The organism is Streptomyces sp. NPDC056224 (assembly GCF_042267665.1).
Classification (GTDB): Bacteria; Actinomycetota; Actinomycetes; order Streptomycetales; family Streptomycetaceae; genus Streptomyces.
The window spans coordinates 304,972-321,986 of sequence record NZ_JBHJTK010000005.1 but is presented as its reverse complement, the minus strand read 5'-3'; the positions used below and the strand labels follow the sequence as shown (position 1 = coordinate 321,986).

The 17,015-nt window shown below is 73.8% G+C and carries 10 protein-coding genes and 2 tRNA genes; 5 read left to right on the top strand and 7 right to left on the bottom strand.

Annotated features, from left to right (window positions below; all coding sequences use genetic code 11):
• Positions 1-111: 111 nt before the first annotated feature.
• A complete protein-coding gene (locus ACFCZ1_RS10470) occupies positions 112-2,373 on the bottom strand; it encodes an asparagine synthase-related protein (RefSeq protein WP_376677964.1) in 2,262 nt (753 codons plus the stop codon).
• 628 nt (positions 2,374-3,001) lie between these two features.
• On the opposite strand from ACFCZ1_RS10470, the gene ACFCZ1_RS10465 reads away from it, so the two are divergent.
• From ACFCZ1_RS10465 to ACFCZ1_RS10450, 4 genes are all read left to right on the top strand, one after another.
• Entirely contained in the window at positions 3,002-4,612 is a 1,611-nt protein-coding gene (locus ACFCZ1_RS10465) for a sporulation protein (protein ID WP_376677963.1), read from the top strand.
• A 30-nt stretch (positions 4,613-4,642) separates the two neighbouring features.
• Positions 4,643-5,887, top strand: a complete 1,245-nt coding sequence (gene lhgO / locus ACFCZ1_RS10460) for an L-2-hydroxyglutarate oxidase (protein WP_376677962.1) — start codon at positions 4,643-4,645, stop codon at positions 5,885-5,887.
• Positions 5,888-5,965: 78 nt separating this feature from the next.
• Positions 5,966-6,778 carry a tRNA (guanosine(46)-N7)-methyltransferase TrmB gene (gene trmB, locus ACFCZ1_RS10455; protein ID WP_376677961.1) on the top strand — a complete coding sequence of 271 codons (813 nt, stop codon included), beginning with the start codon at positions 5,966-5,968 and terminating at the stop codon, positions 6,776-6,778.
• 103 nt (positions 6,779-6,881) lie between these two features.
• Positions 6,882-8,258: a PrsW family intramembrane metalloprotease gene (locus ACFCZ1_RS10450; RefSeq protein WP_376677984.1), complete on the top strand. Its 1,377-nt coding sequence runs from the start codon at positions 6,882-6,884 to the stop codon at positions 8,256-8,258.
• On the opposite strand, the gene ACFCZ1_RS10445 is transcribed toward ACFCZ1_RS10450, so the two are convergent.
• Both ACFCZ1_RS10445 and ACFCZ1_RS10440 read right to left on the bottom strand, forming a co-directional pair.
• A complete protein-coding gene (locus ACFCZ1_RS10445) occupies positions 8,167-9,210 on the bottom strand; it encodes a M23 family metallopeptidase (RefSeq protein ID WP_376677960.1) in 1,044 nt (347 codons plus the stop codon). The two genes, ACFCZ1_RS10450 and ACFCZ1_RS10445, sit on opposite strands and share 92 nt — an antisense overlap.
• Positions 9,211-9,586: 376 nt before the next feature.
• Positions 9,587-9,660 (bottom strand) — tRNA-Met (locus tag ACFCZ1_RS10440).
• A 345-nt stretch (positions 9,661-10,005) separates the two neighbouring features.
• On the opposite strand from ACFCZ1_RS10440, the gene ACFCZ1_RS10435 reads away from it, so the two are divergent.
• Positions 10,006-11,271, top strand: coding sequence for a hypothetical protein (locus tag ACFCZ1_RS10435; RefSeq protein WP_376677959.1), 1,266 nt, complete (start codon positions 10,006-10,008; stop codon positions 11,269-11,271).
• 146 nt (positions 11,272-11,417) lie between these two features.
• Here the strand turns inward: ACFCZ1_RS10435 and ACFCZ1_RS10430 are convergent, their stop codons facing one another.
• The 4 genes from ACFCZ1_RS10430 to ACFCZ1_RS10415 form a co-directional block, all read right to left on the bottom strand.
• Positions 11,418-13,025, bottom strand: a complete 1,608-nt coding sequence (locus ACFCZ1_RS10430; protein ID WP_376677958.1) for a protein kinase — start codon at positions 13,023-13,025, stop codon at positions 11,418-11,420.
• 182 nt (positions 13,026-13,207) lie between these two features.
• Positions 13,208-13,280, bottom strand: a tRNA-Lys gene (locus ACFCZ1_RS10425).
• A 472-nt stretch (positions 13,281-13,752) separates the two neighbouring features.
• Positions 13,753-16,068: a DEAD/DEAH box helicase gene (locus ACFCZ1_RS10420; protein ID WP_376677957.1), complete on the bottom strand. Its 2,316-nt coding sequence runs from the start codon at positions 16,066-16,068 to the stop codon at positions 13,753-13,755.
• 307 nt (positions 16,069-16,375) lie between these two features.
• On the bottom strand, positions 16,376-16,960 hold the full coding sequence (locus ACFCZ1_RS10415) for a hypothetical protein (RefSeq protein ID WP_376677956.1): 585 nt from the start codon (positions 16,958-16,960) through the stop codon (positions 16,376-16,378).
• Positions 16,961-17,015: the final 55 nt, after the last annotated feature.

The following is a 17,015-nucleotide window of genomic DNA, read 5'->3' as shown; positions in this document are numbered from 1 at the left end:
CCCGCCGAGGCCCCACCGAACCGGACCGCACGGGGACGGCCCACGACCCCCTACGGCCCGGGCGTCATCCGCCGGGCGGGGGCCTGCGCGGTGGCGCGGCGGCGCACGGTGTCACGAGCCGCTGCGCAGCGGGCGGGGAGAGCCTCCGGGGCCGAGCCGCGCGAGCGGCGCGTCGAGGGGAGGAGCCGGGACCGCGCGGCGGCGGGGCGTGGAGGTCCCGGTCCAGCAGGTGCCGCGGCGGGCCAGCAGGCGGTGCAGCCACAGCTCCATGGAGACGAGTTCCGCCAGTCCGTCCAGCGGGACCGGGCGGCCGTCCGCGGCGTCGAGCAGGGCCTGTTGGACGACGCGGGCGTCGATCAGCCCGGCGTCCGCCAGCAGGGGCGAGGCGAACAGTGACAGCAGCTCGGTCAGGGCGGCCCGCAGTCCCAGCCGGGTGGCCGTCTCGTTCGGGGTATGGGCCGTGACGCCCCAGCCCGGCGGTAGTTCCCGTACGCCGGCCGAGGACAGGACGCTGCGCAGGATCGCGGCCCGGGCCCCGGGCTGGACGCGCAGGGATTCGGGGAGGGCGCGGGCGGCCCGTACGACCTGGTTGTCCAGGAACGGGGCGTGCAGGCGCTGGCTGCGGACCTCCACGGCCTGTTCGAAGACCCGGTGGTCCGCGGCGTGGCGGGCGAGCAGCGCGCGGGCGCGGGCCTCCCCCGGCCGCAGCGACAGCGGAGGGCGGCCTGCGGCGGCCGTGAGCCGGATCGATACTTCCGCCAGTGCCTCGCCCGTCAGCCAGCCCGCCGCCGGGCCCGGCCGGGACCAGGTCAGGGCCGCGAGGGAGGCGTCCACCGGACCGGAGACGCACTCGGTGGCCCCGCCCTCGCGGAGCCTGGCCGCGGCGGCTTCCATACCCGCGCGGTACGACGTACGGGCGAGTCGGCGGGCCGCGGCGTACACGGTCAGCGGTACCAGCAGGGACTCCCCGGAAGCTCCGGAGGCGGAGGCCGACCGGGCCAGGGCCGCCACCGGGCGCAGCAGGTGGCGTCGGCGGCGGTCCATCAGGAGGTCGGCCATGCGGGCCGGATGCGCGTCGAGGACCTGGCGGGCGCCGTGGCCGGTGAAGTGGTCGGCCGAGCCGGCGGCCAGCCGGCGCCGCTCGCGGCCGGCGAAGACCAGGGAGGGACCGGGTTCGTCCGTGAGCGGGCCGTCGAGTTCGGCGTACGGGAGGGCTTCCTCGGCGGCGGCCACCACGACGTGGTGCAGGCGCGGGTCGGCCGCGATGGCCCGGGCCCGCTCCAGTTCCGGCTCGCGGCCCTGCGGGGTGGCCAGGTCGTTGAAGGTGACCGCCAGCAGCCGGGCCCCGCTGGGGCTGGCCAGGCTGCCCGGGGCTCCGGGCAGGCCGGCCGCGAGCAGGGCCAGGGTCGCGGAGGCGCTGCCGCCGGAGAGGTCGGCGCCCACGCCCGGCGCCGGGGCGCCGCGCGCCGCACGCCGGTCTGCGGGGCCCATGCCGGGCACGGGGCCGGGATCGTACGGCGGCAGCGTGTCGGGGGCATGGCGGGGGGCCGTGAGCCGGGCGCGCACGGCATCCACCAAAGCTTCCCGTACGCCCTCCACCGCCCGGTCGGGATCGGACTCGGGCGCGGCCACGGCGAGCGAGGCGACCGCCTCGTAGCCGGTGATCTCGCGGGAGCCCTCGCGCAGGATGAGGGCGTGCCCGGGCGGGATGCGGCGGACACCGGCGTACGGTGTGCCGTCGCCCAGTGCCTCCGGGCTGTCGGGGCAGGCCAGCAGGGCGGCGAGATGGCCGATGTCGAGCTGGGCCTCGATGAGGTCGGCGAGCGGGAGGGCGGCGGTGGCGTACGCCGTGCCGCTCGCCCAGGGGGTGTAGAAAACGGGCCGTGCGCCCGCGAGGTCGCCGACGACGGTGATCCGGCGGCCGGTCTGGACGACGGCGGTGTAGCTGCCGGGCCACTGGGTGAGGTGGCGCAGGGCCCCGCCACGGGCGGCGTAGAGCGCGCGGCGCAGTTCGGCGTCGGTCGCGCCGCAGCAGCCGAGGACCGCGAGCCGGGTGAAGGGGTCGGCCGGGTCGGCGGTGAGGGTGCGGATCTCGTCGGGGCGCCAGTCGCCGACGGCCCAGAGGGGGTCGGGGTCGCCCCAGAGCAGTTGGGCGCCCACGGGGTGGACGGTGCGCTCGGCGTCCACGCCCGGGTCGCCCGGGTGGGCGGCGTCCGCGATGCCGCCGTGCAGGGGCGCGCCGTTCTCGCCGTAGCCGCCCTGGCCATAATCGCCCCGGCCGTTGACGCCCTGGCTGTTACCGCCCCGGCCGGAGACGCGGCCGGCCGTGCCGAAGCTCGCGGCGATACTGCTCCAACCCACCAACCAGCGCACCGCCGCCTCCCCAGCCTGTGGGCACATGACCGGGGCACGGGCAGCACGGTCGGCGCTGAGGGCGCGGCCGGCGGGACCCCGGGTGGCTCGGGTCCATGCTGCCACGGGACAGGCGTGCGGGAGGGGCAAAGGGGGCGCGCATGCGAACGAACACGCCCCCGCCACGCGGTATTTGGCGTTCCGTTCCACTCGCCCGATAGATCACTTTCGGCCATTCTTCGGCCGCACTGAGAGCCGCTGGAGGCCCCCGGCCCCCGGCGCGCGGGCGCGGTACGGGAGGCGGTTGCCACCCCCCGGACCGTTCCGCCGCCCGCGGGGATTGAGGCAGCGGCATCCCCCGGCCCGCCCGGTCCGCGCGGCGGGCCGACCCACGCACCGCACATCGAATCGCCGGGCCTCCTGCCGGGCCAGAGCGCACGGACGGGCGCACGGCCACACGGACGGAGCACGCGATGACACGTGCGCCCCGATTCCGGTCCGGACCGGGCTGTGCAAACGGACAACAATCCCGCCATACGGAAGTCGAGGCCTTAACGCTTGGGAGGCGGGGAACTACGCTGGGTTTACGAAATGCCGGGCGCCTATGCCCCGGCGGCGTATGCGTTCCGCGTGTGACGAGGGGTGGCGCATGTCCAGGGAGCTCCGCGAGCCCAATGAGAAGCTCGGCGCCGTCCTCGCCCTCGCGGGCATCAGCAACGCCGGGCTGGCCCGGAGGGTCAACGACCTCGGCGCGCAGCGCGGCCTGACGCTTCGGTACGACAAGACGTCGGTGGCCCGGTGGGTGTCGAAGGGGATGGTGCCGCAGGGCGCCGCCCCGCATCTGATCGCGGCCGCCATCGGCGCGAAGCTGGGGCGGCCGGTGCCCCTGCACGAGATCGGGCTGGCGGACGCGGACCCCGCGCCCGAGGTCGGCCTGGCCTTCCCGCGCGACGTGGGCGCGGCGGTGCGGTCGGCCACCGACCTCTACCGGCTCGACCTGGCCGGCCGGCGCGGCGGTGGCGGGATCTGGCAGTCGCTCGCCGGTTCGTTCTCGGTGGCGGCGTACGCGACGCCCGCCTCGCGCTGGCTGATATCTCCCGCCGACGGTTCGGTGGCACGCGAGCCGAAGGTCCCCGGAACATCGCTCCAGACCCCCTCGGCTCAGGCGCCCACGGCTCTGGCACCCACGGCTCAAGACGCGCCGCAGCACGACACACCGGCGGTCGGCCCCGCGACCGGCCCGACGACAGGCCCCATGACGGGGGCGGCGGGCAGCCTGCCCGCCCCGCCGTCCACCGTTGTGCCCGCCCAGCCCGGCCCCGAAACGCAGCGGGACCACGGCCAGCGCGTGGGCCACAGCGACGTGACGAAGCTGCGGGAGGCCGCCGAGGACGCCCGCCGCTGGGACTCCAAGTACGGCGGGGGCGACTGGCGTTCGTCGATGGTGCCCGAGTGCCTGCGGGTCGACGCGACGCCCCTGCTGCTCGGCTCCTACACCGACGAGGTGGGCCGCGCGCTGTTCGGCGCGACCGCCGAACTGACCCGGCTCGCCGGGTGGATGGCCTTCGACACCGGCCAGCAGGAGGCGGCCCAGCGCTACTACATCCAGGCGCTGCGCCTCTCCCGCGCCGCCGCGGACGTACCCCTCGGCGGTTACGTACTGGCCTCGATGTCCCTGCAGGCGACCTACCGGGACTTCCCGGACGAGGGCGTGGACCTCGCGCAGGCGGCCGTCGAGCGCAACCGGGGCCTGGCCACCGCCCGCACCATGAGCTTCTTCCGCCTCGTCGAGGCGCGGGCGCACGCGAAGGCGGGCGACTCGGCGGCCGCGAACGCCGCGCTGCGGGCGGCGGAGGGCTGGCTCGAACGCGCCCGGGACGGCGATCCGGACCCGACCTGGCTGGGTTTCTACTCGTACGACCGCTTCGCGGCGGATGCGGCGGAATGCTACCGGGACCTCAAACTCCCCCGGCAGGTCCGGCGCTTCACCGAGCAGGCCCTGTCCCGGCCAACCGAGGAGTACGTCCGGTCGCACGGACTGCGCCTGGTGGTGAGCGCGGTCGCCGAGCTGGAGTCGGGCAACCTCGACGCGGCCTGCGCGGCGGGCACCCGGGCGGTCGAGGTGGCGGGCCGGATCTCCTCGGCGCGGACGACCGAATACGTACGGGACCTGCTGCACCGCCTGGAACCGTACGGGGACGAGCCGCGCGTCGCGGAGCTGCGCGAGCGGGCCCGGCCGCTGCTGGTGGCGCCGGTGTAGGACCCGTCCGACCGCGTTGTCGGTGGCGGGGTGCAGTATGCAGGGGTGGGAGGTGTCGGCGTGGGCGGTGGCGTGGGCGGTGGCGTGGACTGCGATGTGCTGGTGATCGGCGGCGGAATCGTCGGCCTGTCGACGGCGCATGCCCTGTCGCGCCTGGCTCCGGGAACCCGGGTGGTGGTCCTGGAGAAGGAGACCGGTCCGGCCCGGCACCAGACGGGCCGCAACAGCGGGGTGATCCACAGCGGGATCTACTACCGCCCCGGTTCGCTCAAGGCGCGCTTCGCGGTGCGCGGCGCCGCCGAGATGGTCAAGTTCTGCGCGGAACACGGGATCGCGCACGAGGTGACGGGCAAGCTGATCGTCGCCACCGGGCGAGAGGAGCTGCCGCGGCTGCACGCCCTGGTCCAGCGGGGCCGGGAGAACGGCATTCCGGTGCGCGAGCTCGGCCCGGCCCAGATCACGGAGTACGAACCGCAGGTGCGGGGCCTGGCCGCGATCCACGTGGCGAGCACCGGCATCGCGGACTACGGCGAGGTGACCGCCCGGCTCGCGGAGTCCTCGGGAGCGGAGATCGTCTACGGCGGCGCGGTGGACCTGATCTCCCGCCGCCCCTCCGCCGTGGCGGTCCGCACCACCTCCGGCCTGGTGGTCCGGGGCCGCGTCCTGGTGAACTGCGCCGGCCTCCAGTGCGACCGGATCGCCCGCCTGGCCGGGGACGACCCCGGGATGCGGATCATCCCCTTCCGCGGCGAGTACTACGACCTGGCCCGCCCCGAGCTGGTCCGCGGGCTGGTCTACCCGGTCCCCGATCCGGCCTTCCCCTTCCTCGGGGTCCACCTGACCCGGGGCATCGGCGGCGGCGTCCATGTCGGCCCCAACGCCGTGCCCGCCCTGGCCCGCGAGGGCTACGCCTGGTCCACGGTCCGGCCGCGCGACGTCGGCTCCGAGCTGTCCTGGCCGGGATCCTGGCGGATGGCCGCGCGGCACTGGCGGTACGGGGCGGGCGAGATCCACCGCTCGCTGTCGAAGCAGGCCTTCACCCGGGCGGTACGCCGCCTGCTGCCGGCCGTCACCCCCGCCGACCTGCGCCCCGCCCCGGCCGGGGTCCGCGCGCAGGCCGTCCTGCGGGACGGGACCCTGGTGGACGACTTCCTGATCCGGGACGCCCCGCGGACGGTGCACGTCCTCAACGCCCCGTCGCCGGCCGCGACCGCCTCGCTCCCGATCGGCCGCGAGATCGCCGCCCGCGCCCTGCGGACCCTGCGCGCGTCCTGACCGGTCGCCGCCGCGCGGCGGGGGTGGCCCGGTGCAGCCGGGCCAACGCCCCGGCCCCCGTCGTAGAATCAGCGCATTGTGTCTGAGTCCCGAAACCCCCAGCCGCCCAGCCTCCCGGACGCCGCTCCGGAGGCGACCTCGTACGTGCCCCCCAAGTGGCGGACCGAGCCCCGGTTCCCCGACGGGCCCTCGCCGGACCCGGCCGGCTCGCACCACGAGCGGCGCATCCGGAGCTTCCAGCCCCGGCGCAGCCGGGTCACCACCGGCCAGGGCGAAGCCCTGAAGCGCCTGTGGGGCACCTGGGGCCTGGACATCGACGGCCACGAGGTCATCGACCTGGAGGCCCTCTTCGACGGCCTCCCCGTCGTCCTGGAGATCGGCTTCGGCATGGGCGAGGCCACCGCCCAGATGGCCGCCGCCGACCCCGCCACCGGCATCCTCGCCGCCGACGTGCACACCCCCGGCCAGGGCAACCTGCTCGCCCTCGCGGAGCGCGGCGGCATGACCAACGTCCGCGTCGCCAACGGTGACGCGATCATCCTGCTGCGCGAGATGCTGCCGCCCGACTCGCTGGCCGGGATCCGCGTGTACTTCCCGGACCCGTGGCCCAAGGCCCGCCACCACAAGCGCCGGCTGATCCAGCCCGAGTTCCTCACCCTGGCCGCGACCCGCATGGCCCCCGGGGCCGTGCTGCACTGCGCGACCGACTGGGAGCCGTACGCCGAGCAGATGCTCGAAGTCCTCACCGCGCACCCGGACTTCGAGAACACGCAGGCGGACGGCGGCTACTCCCCGCGGCCCGACTTCCGCCCGCTCACCCGCTTCGAGGGCCAGGGCCTCGACAAGGGCCACGTCGTACACGACTTGCTCTTCCGTCGCATCGAGAACTGACAACGTCACTCCACGTGTCGGACCGGCTCGGTAGGGTCATCATGTGTTCCGAGCGCTCCGCCCTCAGCTCGCCCGGCTCGCACGCCCGTCGGGCACGGTCCGCATGTGCGTGCTCGTCGTCCTGCTCGCCGGTACGGGGATCGCGATCCTCGAACTCGTACGGCAACAGACCGGCACCCCGGGCTTCTTCGTAGGCCTCGGCCTGGCCCTGCTGCCGGTGGCGCCCCTCATGGCGGCCTTCCGGTGGCTCGGCCGGGCCGCGCCCGCGCCCTGGCTCCAGCTGCTGTTCTGCTTCGGCTGGGGCGCCTGCACGGCAGCGCTGATCGCCATACTGGCCAACAGCTTCGCCACCCAGTGGATAGCCGCGGCCACGGCGGATGCCGCCGACGCCGACACCCTCGGCTCGGTGGCGATCGCCCCGGTGGTGGAGGAGATCGCCAAGGCGGCGGCTCTGCTCCTCGTCTTCGTCTTCCGCAGAAGGCACTTCACCGGCCCCGCCGACGGTTTCGTGGTGGCCGGCTTCACCGCCACCGGCTTCGCCTTCACCGAGAACATCCTCTACCTGGGCAACGCCTTCGGTGAGGACGTGGCGGAAGGCACCGGCGTCCTGGACTCGGTGACGGCGGCGACCTTCTTCGTACGGATAGTGATGTCGCCGTTCGCGCATCCGCTGTTCACCGTGCTCACCGGGCTCGGGTTCGGCGCGGCCGCGGTCAGTGCCCGCCGGGTGCGCAGGATCGGTTTGCCGCTGCTCGGCCTGGCGCTCGCCATGACCATGCACGCCCTGTGGAACAGCGCCTCCCAGTTCGGGGAGTCCGGTTTCTACACGGTCTACGGCTGCGTGATGGTCCCGGCGTTCGGGGTGCTGCTGTGGCTGGCGGTCCGGATAAGGCGACGCCGACTGCGGGCCGTCGCCGGGGAGCTCGCGGTGTACGCGGCCGCCGGCTGGCTCGGCCCGGCCGAGGTCCCGGCCCTGGCTTCGATGCCGGCCCGGTCACTGGCCCGCAGCCTGGCCCGGCGCAGCGGGGGCCGGGCCGCCGGGCGGGCGGTCGCCCTGTACGAGGCGGACGCGGTGGCCCTGGCGCTGCTGCGGAACCGGGCGCGCCGGGGCGGCCCGGTGCGCGAGCCGGACTTCGCCGGCCGGGAGCGGGAGCTGCTGCGCAGCCTCTGGCAGCGCCGGGCGACGGCGGGCCCCGCGCTGGCCCGGGCCGCCGTCATGGAGGAGCTGCTTCCGCCCTGGTTCGACCCCCTGGACCGCAGGCCGAACTGCAGGCCGGACTGCAGGCCGGGCCGCGGCGCCGCACCGGGCGTCGCGCCCGCCGAGGTGCCCGTCGAGGTGCCCGCCGACGCCCTGGCCGGCGTACCGGCTCCCCGGCCGGTTCCTTCGCCTAGACGTCCAGACCCTTGGACGTCAGCCACGCCAGCGGGTCGATCGTCGAACCGCCCTTGCGGACTTCCAGGTGGAGATGGGGTCCGGTGACGTTGCCGGTGGCGCCGACCCGGCCGATGGTCTCGCCGGGCGCGACCGTGCCGGAGGTCACCGACATCGAGGAGAGGTGGCAGTACCAGACCTCCGTACCGTCCTCCAGCTGCAGCACGATCCGGTAACCGTACGCACCGGACCAGCCGGCCGAGGTGATCTTCCCGGCGGCCACGGCCTTGGCCGGGGTGCCGGTGGGAGCGGCGAAGTCGAGGCCTGTGTGGTAACCCGAGGACCACATGGAGCCGGGGTCGCCGTAGTGCGAGGTGAGGGTGTAGGCGGAGGTGGGCAGGGAGTAGCTCCCGGCCAGTTTGGCGACGCGCTCCTGCTCGGCCTTGGCCTCGGCGGCCTTCCGGGCCTCCTCGGCCTCCTGCGCGGCCTTCGCCTCGGCCTGCGCCGCCGCTTCCTCGGCCGCCTTGCGCGCGGCCTCCACCTTGGCCTTGGCCTCCTGGGCGGCGGTCTCGCGGGCGACCCGCTCGGCCTCCGCCTGGGCCTGCGCCGCCGCGGCGGCGTGCTGGGAGTCGGCCTGCTGGAGGATGCGGTTGCGCAGCACCTCCCCGGCATCCGTGTGCCGGTCGGACTGCTGCGGAATGATCCCGGTCCGCGCGTCCGCCCCGGCCGCCTGCCCGGAACCGTCCTCCGCGTCCCGGACGGCGTCCCCGGTGATCCCCTCGCCGGAGCCGCCGGGCATCAGGTCGGGCAACGATGGCAGGGATATGGCGACTTGGGGGCGGTCCTGAGCGGTGGCGATGCCGCCCGCGCCGACCGCCGCGATGACACCGACGCCCAGCACGGTGGAGCTGCGCGCGAGTCCCCCGCGCGGCTTGGCCACCCGGTGCTTGCCGCGGACCGGACGGACCGAATCCTCGGTGGGATTCCACTCGCCCCAGGCACCCGCGGTGGGCGGCTCCTGGATCTCGGTGCCTTCAGGGGCAGGCAAGTTGGAGGCCACCGGGGCACACTCCTCATTGACACGCACGCGCACGGCGCCGTCTCTTGCGACGGCTGGGACGACCGCGCTGCGTTATCGAAAGGTAATAGACGTGGGGGAGTGATTCCAAGCTGTTGCGATTGATCGTTCGTACCAATCGGCCACTCACCGACGACTCTTGGCCATACCTTATCGCTCCAAAACCGGAGCAATCAGGGCAAAAATCAGGGAACTCCGCCACCCCTTCAGCCACGCAGGGGAAGTGACGAACCATCAACTTGCTTGCGGAGCGCGCCCTTTCGACTACGCACCGTTACCCGGCGACGGGGGTGACGGTGGCGGCGGACGGAGCACGACGAAGGCCCGGTTCCCAAGGGAACCGGGCCTTCGTACTGAGTAGCGGGGGCAGGATTTGAACCTACGACCTCTGGGTTATGAGCCCAGCGAGCTACCGAGCTGCTCCACCCCGCGTCGGTAAACACAACTCTACGCCATCCGGGGGGAGGGCTCCGCCAATTAACGGCCGCCGCCCCCTCAGGACCCTCATCGCCGCAGGTCAGAGCCTCGAAACCCGGCTTCCGCAGGGCTGGACCGGGCCGCGGCCGGGCCGGGATCAGGCCGGCACGGGGGGAGTTCAATCGAAGATCATCTCTGTTGCGCGCCGGTGACGCTCCGGGGATGGTTCCGCGATCGGATCCGGGCGAACATTCACCTGTCGCCAGGGCCAGGGGGAACACGGACCGGCCGGGCGACACCAACCACACCAACGGCTCGGCGCTCTGCCGATGCCCCTGTGATTCCCGGGGGGAGTCCACCATGTCCGTTCGCACCGCTGCCGCCGTCGCAGTCGTCGCCGGCGTTGTCACCACTCTGCTGCCGCTCTCGGCCACCGCCGCGTCCGCCGCGCCGACCGTCGGCGACCACGCCCTGCTGCGTACGGAAATGGGCACTCCCGTCCCCAGCGGTCCGCTGACCCGCGGCGGCGCCACCGAGACCTTCGACCTCACGGTGAAGAACCCGACCGGCAAGCCCGTCACGTACAAGCCGTGGATGCTCCTGCACCCGACCGGCCCGAGCCCGCTGCAGCACGACGCCGTCGTCTTCAAGGTCGACGCGGTGGACGCCCCGGCGACCACGTCCTCGTTCGGCCAGCAGGACGGCGAGCGGCAGGGCCTGTTCTACCCGGCGGGCTCCGGGCCGAACGGCGCGCACGGCTTCGACATCCCCGCGAACGGCAAGATGACCTGGAAGGTCACCCTCGGTCTGGGCGCGAACTACCCGACCAACGACGGCGACTTCACCTTCACGGCCGACAGCTACAACAACTCGGTGGACCCCTCCGCCAAGGACTCCCACGTGTTCAAGGTCGACCCGCAGATCAAGACGGGCGCCCTGAAGACCTCGTTCAAGCAGATCAGCTCCGGCATGGACGGCCAGGAGCAGCGCGCGTACCTGGACCTGACCTACGAGGCCACCGGCGACGGCTCCTTCGACTCCGCCCTCGCGAGCACCCTGAGCCTGACGCACCCCGGCGAGGAGAAGGCCGACTTCCGGCTGCAGGCCGTGATCGACGGCCGCTGGCAGGACCTGAAGGCCAAGGACAGCCGGTACACGCTGCCCCGGATCCCCAAGGGCTTCGGCGCCGCGTCCGGCAGCCGCACCCTGCCGCTGCGGGTCAGCCTCGGCAAGGACACGAAGCTCAAGAAGAAGACCACCATCACGATGTCCGTCGAGGTCTCGCTGGCCAAGGGCAACACCTGGCCCTTCAACTCCGCCTCCGTGAAGTTCCCGCTCGCCCCGATCGTGGAGACGGAGCCCACCCCGACCCCGACCCCCTCCACCACGACCGGCAAGACCCCGCCCACCACCACGGTGCAGCCGGCCGCGGCCACCTCCTCGGCCGCCGTCGTCGCCGCGGGCAACACCGACACGACCACCACGGGTTCGGCCACCGGCTCCCTCGCCCACACCGGCGCGGGCTCGGGCACGGGCCTGTACGCCGGCCTCGCGGCCGCCCTGGTCACCCTCGGCGCGGCCGTCGCCTGGCTCGGCGCCCGCCGCCGCCGCGGCCTCTCGGCCTGACCGGCACCCCGTACGACGAAGCGCCCCACCCGATGACTTCGGGTGGGGCGCTTCTGTTCCCGGCGCTTCTGTTCCCGGCGCTTCTGCTGCGCGTGCTCCTGCTGCGCGTGCTCCTGCTGCGCGTGATTCTCTTACCGGCCCTTCGGCTAACCGCCCTTCGGCTGCCGGCGCTGCCGCTGCACCTCGTCGGCGTCGCGGCGGCGCCCGACCTCCCTCAGTTCGGTGACCAGCAGATCCAGCCTCCCGGGGAAACGGTGGCGCGCCGCGGCCCGGATCACCTCACCCTTCAAAGGCCCCATCCCCAGCCCGTCCAGGTCGCCGAGGATCCCGATCAGGTCGCTGGTCATGCGCTGCGCACAGAACCGGATCACCGCCGCCGAGTCACTCGCGGCGGATACGTGGGCCATGGCCCCCGCCCCTCTCAGGGTGTGGACCAGCATCGCGACGTCGGCCGCGCTCCGCCGCTGCGCGCCTCCGACGAGGAGCGTGCGGGCATCCTCGTCCAGGCCCTGGGAGCGCAGGTGGGACACCAACGCCGGGAAATCGGCGACCGGCAGGACCGCTCCACCGGTCAGCAGGAAGTCCTGCACCGATCCGCCGGCGTCCCGGGTGGCCTGGAGCTGGTCGAGGAAGGCCGTGGCCCCCGGGGTGAGCCAGACCTCGGTCGGGCTCGGCGCCGAGGCGTCCCGCGTACCGGCCGACGGCACGGTGGCGGCGGCGCCGGGCTCGTCCCCGCCCATGGGCAGGGGCTGTTGCCCGGCCACAGCCGCAGGCCGGGGCTGCTGCTCGGTCACAGCAGTGGGTAGCGGCTGTTGCCCGGTCAGAGCCGCAGGCCGGAGCTGCTGCTCGGTCACGGCAGTGGGCAGGGCGACGGCCACGGCCTCGGGAAGCCATTGCCTCTCGGTCAGGATGGCGGTCGCGGTCACGGTCGGGGTCACTTCGCTGTCACCCGTCCCGAGCGCCTGGGCGAGTTCCGACACCACCTCGGACACCGCCGGCCTCAGCCCGGGTTCCTTGACCAGACACCGGCCGATCACCTCCAGGCCGGGCGGCAGCCCCGTGAGATCGGGCTCCTCGTAGACCGCGCGGAAGTTCACCGAGTGGGCCGATCCGGTCCCGAACGGGCCGGACCCGGTGGCCGCGTACGCGAGTACGCCGCCCAGCGCGAAGACGTCCGCGGCCGGCCCGACCGGCTCGCCCCTGACCTGCTCCGGCGACATGAAGCCGGGCGTGCCGATCGCCGCGGCCGTCTGGGTGACCGCGCTCAGATCGGATCCGACGGAGATGCCGAAGTCGATCACTCTCGGACCGTCGGCGGCCAGCAGGATGTTCGACGGCTTCAGGTCCCTGTGCACCAGCCCGGCCCGGTGGATGGCCTCCAACGCCTCGCCCAGTCCCGTCCCCAGGGCGAGCACCGACCGCTGCGGCCACGCGCCGTGGGCCTGTACGGCCTCCTGGAGCGACATCCCCTCGACGTAGGCCGTGGCGAGCCAGGCCGGCGTCCCCTCCGGGTCGGCGTCGACGACCGCGGCGGTGAAGAATCCCGTCACCCGCCGCGCGGCCTCGACCTCTCGTGCGAACCGCCGCCGGAACTCCGCGTCCTCGGCGAGTTCCGCCCGTACGACCTTGACCGCCAACGCCCGTCCGCTCACCGAGCGCGCCAGGTAGACGCGGCCCATACCGCCCGAGCCGAGACGCGCGACGATGCGGTAGCGGCCCAACTGCCTTGGATCCCCCGGTTCCAGCTCTTCCACGGCACCTCCTCCGCCGAAGCCCCCTCCCCGGGGCCCGCCTGATCCTGATTAAAGGTCAGATAACGCCTCCTGCCCAGAGTGCGCACCGCACGAGGATCCGGAAACGACGGAGCGCCCCACCGGCCGAAACCAGGTGGGGCGCTCAGCGCCAGGTCAGAGGCATCGCCCCGACCTGTGAGCGGTAGGCCATGTCGGACTCGAACCGACAACCAACGGATTAAAAGTCCGCTGCTCTGCCAATTGAGCTAATGGCCCTCCAGGTGCTCACCCCAGAGCATAGCCGGACAGCGCCCGTCAGCCGATCGGGTATCGGAGACCGGCCTGTCGGCCGCAGCGCCCGGGCCCTGCCGCCCGGGACGGAAAGCCTTCGAGAGCGGGCGGACAGGCGGTCGTGAGCCGCCGGGACGGTGAGGGTCTCGCTGCGGCCCGTGGCCCGGTCGTGGAGGGCGAGCGGCCCCGCCGTCGTGGCCGGGGTGCGGTAGCGCAGCCGATGGTCGCCGAGGCTCGTCCACGGGCCGGACGGCCCCGACGGGCAGTCCGCGAGCGGCACTTCGCGGCAGGCATCGCCGGCGCGGCGGTCGGCGCGCCGGTGGCCGTGGCCGGTGTGGGCGCCGCGGCGCCCGGCACACGGATCGGCCTCATGGAGCGTCCCCGCCCCCTTGGAAGAGCGACAGGGCCCCCACGACCGTGTCGTGGGGGCCCTGTCAGGGGTTCAGCTCAGCCGGGATCAGCCGTTGCGCTTCCAGCGCGGCTTGTCGTCGCGGCGGCCGCCGAAGGAGCCGGTGGAACCGGAGCCGGACGGGCGGTGGTCGTCACGACGGCCGTACGGGCGGTCGCCGGCGCCGCCGGAGCGGAAGCCACCGGACGGACGGTCGTCACGACGGTCGCGGTTGAACGGGCGGTCGCCGCCACCGGAGCGGAAGCCGCCGGAGGGGCGGTCGTCGCGGTTGAAGCCACCCGACGGACGGTCGTCACGGCGGAAGCCGCCACGGTCACCGCCACGGTCGCCACCGCGGTCGTCACGGTTGAAGCCACCCGAGGGACGGTCGTCACGGCGGAAGCCACCACCGGACGGACGGTCGCCACCCGAACGGAAGCCACCCGACGGACGGTCGTCGCGACGGAAGCCGCCACGGTCACCGCCACGGTCGCCACCGCGGTCGTCACGGTTGAAGCCACCCGACGGACGGTCGTCACGACGGAAGCCACCACCGGACGGACGGTCGCCACCCGAACGGAAGCCACCCGACGGACGGTCGTCGCGACGGAAGCCGCCACGGTCACCACCGCGGTCGTCACGGCGGAAGCCGCCACGGTCGCCACCGCGGTCGTCACGGCGGTCGTCACGGCGGAAGTTGCCGCGGTCGCCACCACGGTCGCCACCGCGGTTGTCACGGCGCTCGAAGTTGCCGCGGTCGTCGCGCTGGGCGCGCTGCTCCTCGCGGCGCTCCTGCGCGGCCAGCTCGGCGGCAGCGGCGGCGGCAGCGGCCGCGACCTCGGCCTCGGCGGCCTCCGCCACCTCGGCGACAGCGGCCTCCGGGTCCTCGCCGCGCTCACGCGCGGAACGGGCGACCAGACGGTCGGCCTCCTCGCGGAGCTCCACGGCACGGCGCGACAGGCGCTCCAGCTGCTTGGTGAGCTCGGCGACCTCGCGCTCGGCCTGCTTGGCGGCGTTGTTCGCGGAGTCGGCCTGGACCTCGGTCAGCGAACGCGCACCGGTGATCTCGGCGACCTCCGGCTCGAAGGCGCCGGCGCCCTGGACGATGTGACGCGAGGCGTCGACGCCCGCGTCCTCCATCAGGCGGAAGATCTGGCGGCGCTGGTGCGGCAGGGCCAGGGAGACGACGACACCGGACTTGCCGGCACGGGCGGTACGGCCCGAGCGGTGCAGGTAGTCCTTGTGGTCGCCGGCCGGGTCCACGTTCAGGACCAGGTCGATGCCGTCGACGTGGATGCCGCGGGCGGCGACGTCGGTGGCGACGAGCGCGTTGACGTAACCGTCCTTGAAGTCCGCGAGGACGCGGGTACGGGCGCCCTGCGTCATGCCGCCGTGCAGCGCGTCGGCCTTCACACCGGCCTCGACGAGCTGCTCGGCGATGCGGTCGGCGCCCAGCTGGGTGCGGACGAAGATGATGGTGCGGCCCTTGCGGGCGGCGATGGCGGCCGTGACCGGCGCCTTGTCCTTCGGCTTCACGACGAGGACGTGGTGCGTCATGGTCGTGACGTTGCCCTGGGCGCTGTCGACCTCGTGCGTGACGGGGTTGGACAGGTAGCGCTTGACCAGGGTGCCGATCTCGTTCTCCATGGTGGCGGAGAAGAGCATGCGCTGGCCGCCGCCGGGGATCTGGTCGAGCAGCTCGGTGACCTCGGGCAGGAAGCCCAGGTCGGCCATCTGGTCGGCCTCGTCGAGGACCGCGACCTGGACGTTCTCCAGGGAGCAGGCGCCGCGGTTGATGATGTCGCGCAGACGGCCCGGGGTGGCGACGAGGACGTCGACACCGCGCTCCAGGGCGTAGATCTGGTTGCTCATGGAGGTGCCGCCGCAGACGACCTTCATCTTCAGGCCGAGGACGTCACCGTAGGGCTGGAGGGCGTCCGCGACCTGCATCGCGAGCTCACGCGTCGGCGTGAGGATGATGGCGCGGGGCTTCTTCTTCTCGGTGTGGCCGCCGGCCAGCGAGGCCAGGGTCGGCAGACCGAAGGAGAGGGTCTTGCCGGAGCCGGTGCGGCCACGGCCGAGGATGTCCTTGCCGGCCAGGGCGTCCGGGATGGTCGCGGCCTGGATCGGGAAGGGGGCGGTGACGCCGTTCTGCGCGAGCTTGCGCACGATGCCGTCCGGCAGACCGAGGTCGCCGAAGGTGATCGTGGGCTCGGCGTCGTCGTCGCCGTCGAAGTCGTCGGTGGAGTCCTCGACGGAGTCGTTGAACTCGTCGGACTCGTGGGACTCGTCGGCCGTCACATCAGCCTCAAGAGCCTCGATCGCCTCGTCGACCACGAGGGTCTCTACGGCGTCGACGATCTCGTTGGAGTCGTTCTCGGGCATGACGGCACGGTCAGAACTGGAAATGGACATGCGAAATGCGAAACCTTCCGGAGTCTCGGCACGCGCCCAAACTCCGTGAATCGCAAATCGACCGCCTCAATGCGGTCAGCCACGGCTAGGGAGAGTACGCGCCACACGGCGCTCTTCGGATTCGGCGCCGGGCAATGGGATCAAACGATCTATAACCATACGCACCCTCCCCCGGGTCTGGCAAATCCCTCCTGCCACGATGCCCCTGACCTGCAAGAACGAGCCGGGCCGACGGCCAGGCGCGGCCGGGCGGGGCCGGGCGGGGCGGGCACCGACCCTAAGACTGCGGCCCCGGCTGGGTGCTCGGGTCGGGCTGCGGATTCGTCGGCAGCGGAGTGGGTTCCGTCACAGGAGGTGTCGTGGCCGGCGGGTCCGGGACCGGACTGGCCGGCGGCTGACCGCCGCCCGAACCGCCCGAACCGCCCGAGCCGCCGGCCCCGGCCGATCCGCCGGCGCCCCCGGAACCGCCCGACCCGCCCGAGCCGCCCGCCCCGCCCCCGGGGGGCTGCTGCGGACCCTGCCCGCCCGCCCCGCCGCCCGGTCCCGCCGACGGCGTGGGCACTCCCGGCTTCGCGCCCGTCGCCCCCGGGCTCGGCGAGGCCCCGGTCGCGCCGGACGCCTTGCCGTCCTCCTTGGGCCTGCCGTCCTGGCTCCCCGCAGCGTCCTTCGTGCCGTGCCCGTTGCCGTGGATCCCCGAGCCCTTCCCGGTCGTGGACCCGCCCCGCGCGTCGGCGCCCTTGCGGTCCGCCGGGGAGGAGGCACCGGGCTTCGCGGCGTCGTCGCCGACGCTCATGCAGCCGGCCGTCGCCGCGACCGCGAGCGCGGTGACGGCCAGTCGGAGGGAAGCGGACAACTGGCGCACGGGGCACCTCCGGAGCCTGAGGGTGAGCGGGTCCGCATGAGCGGGTCAATGTGCC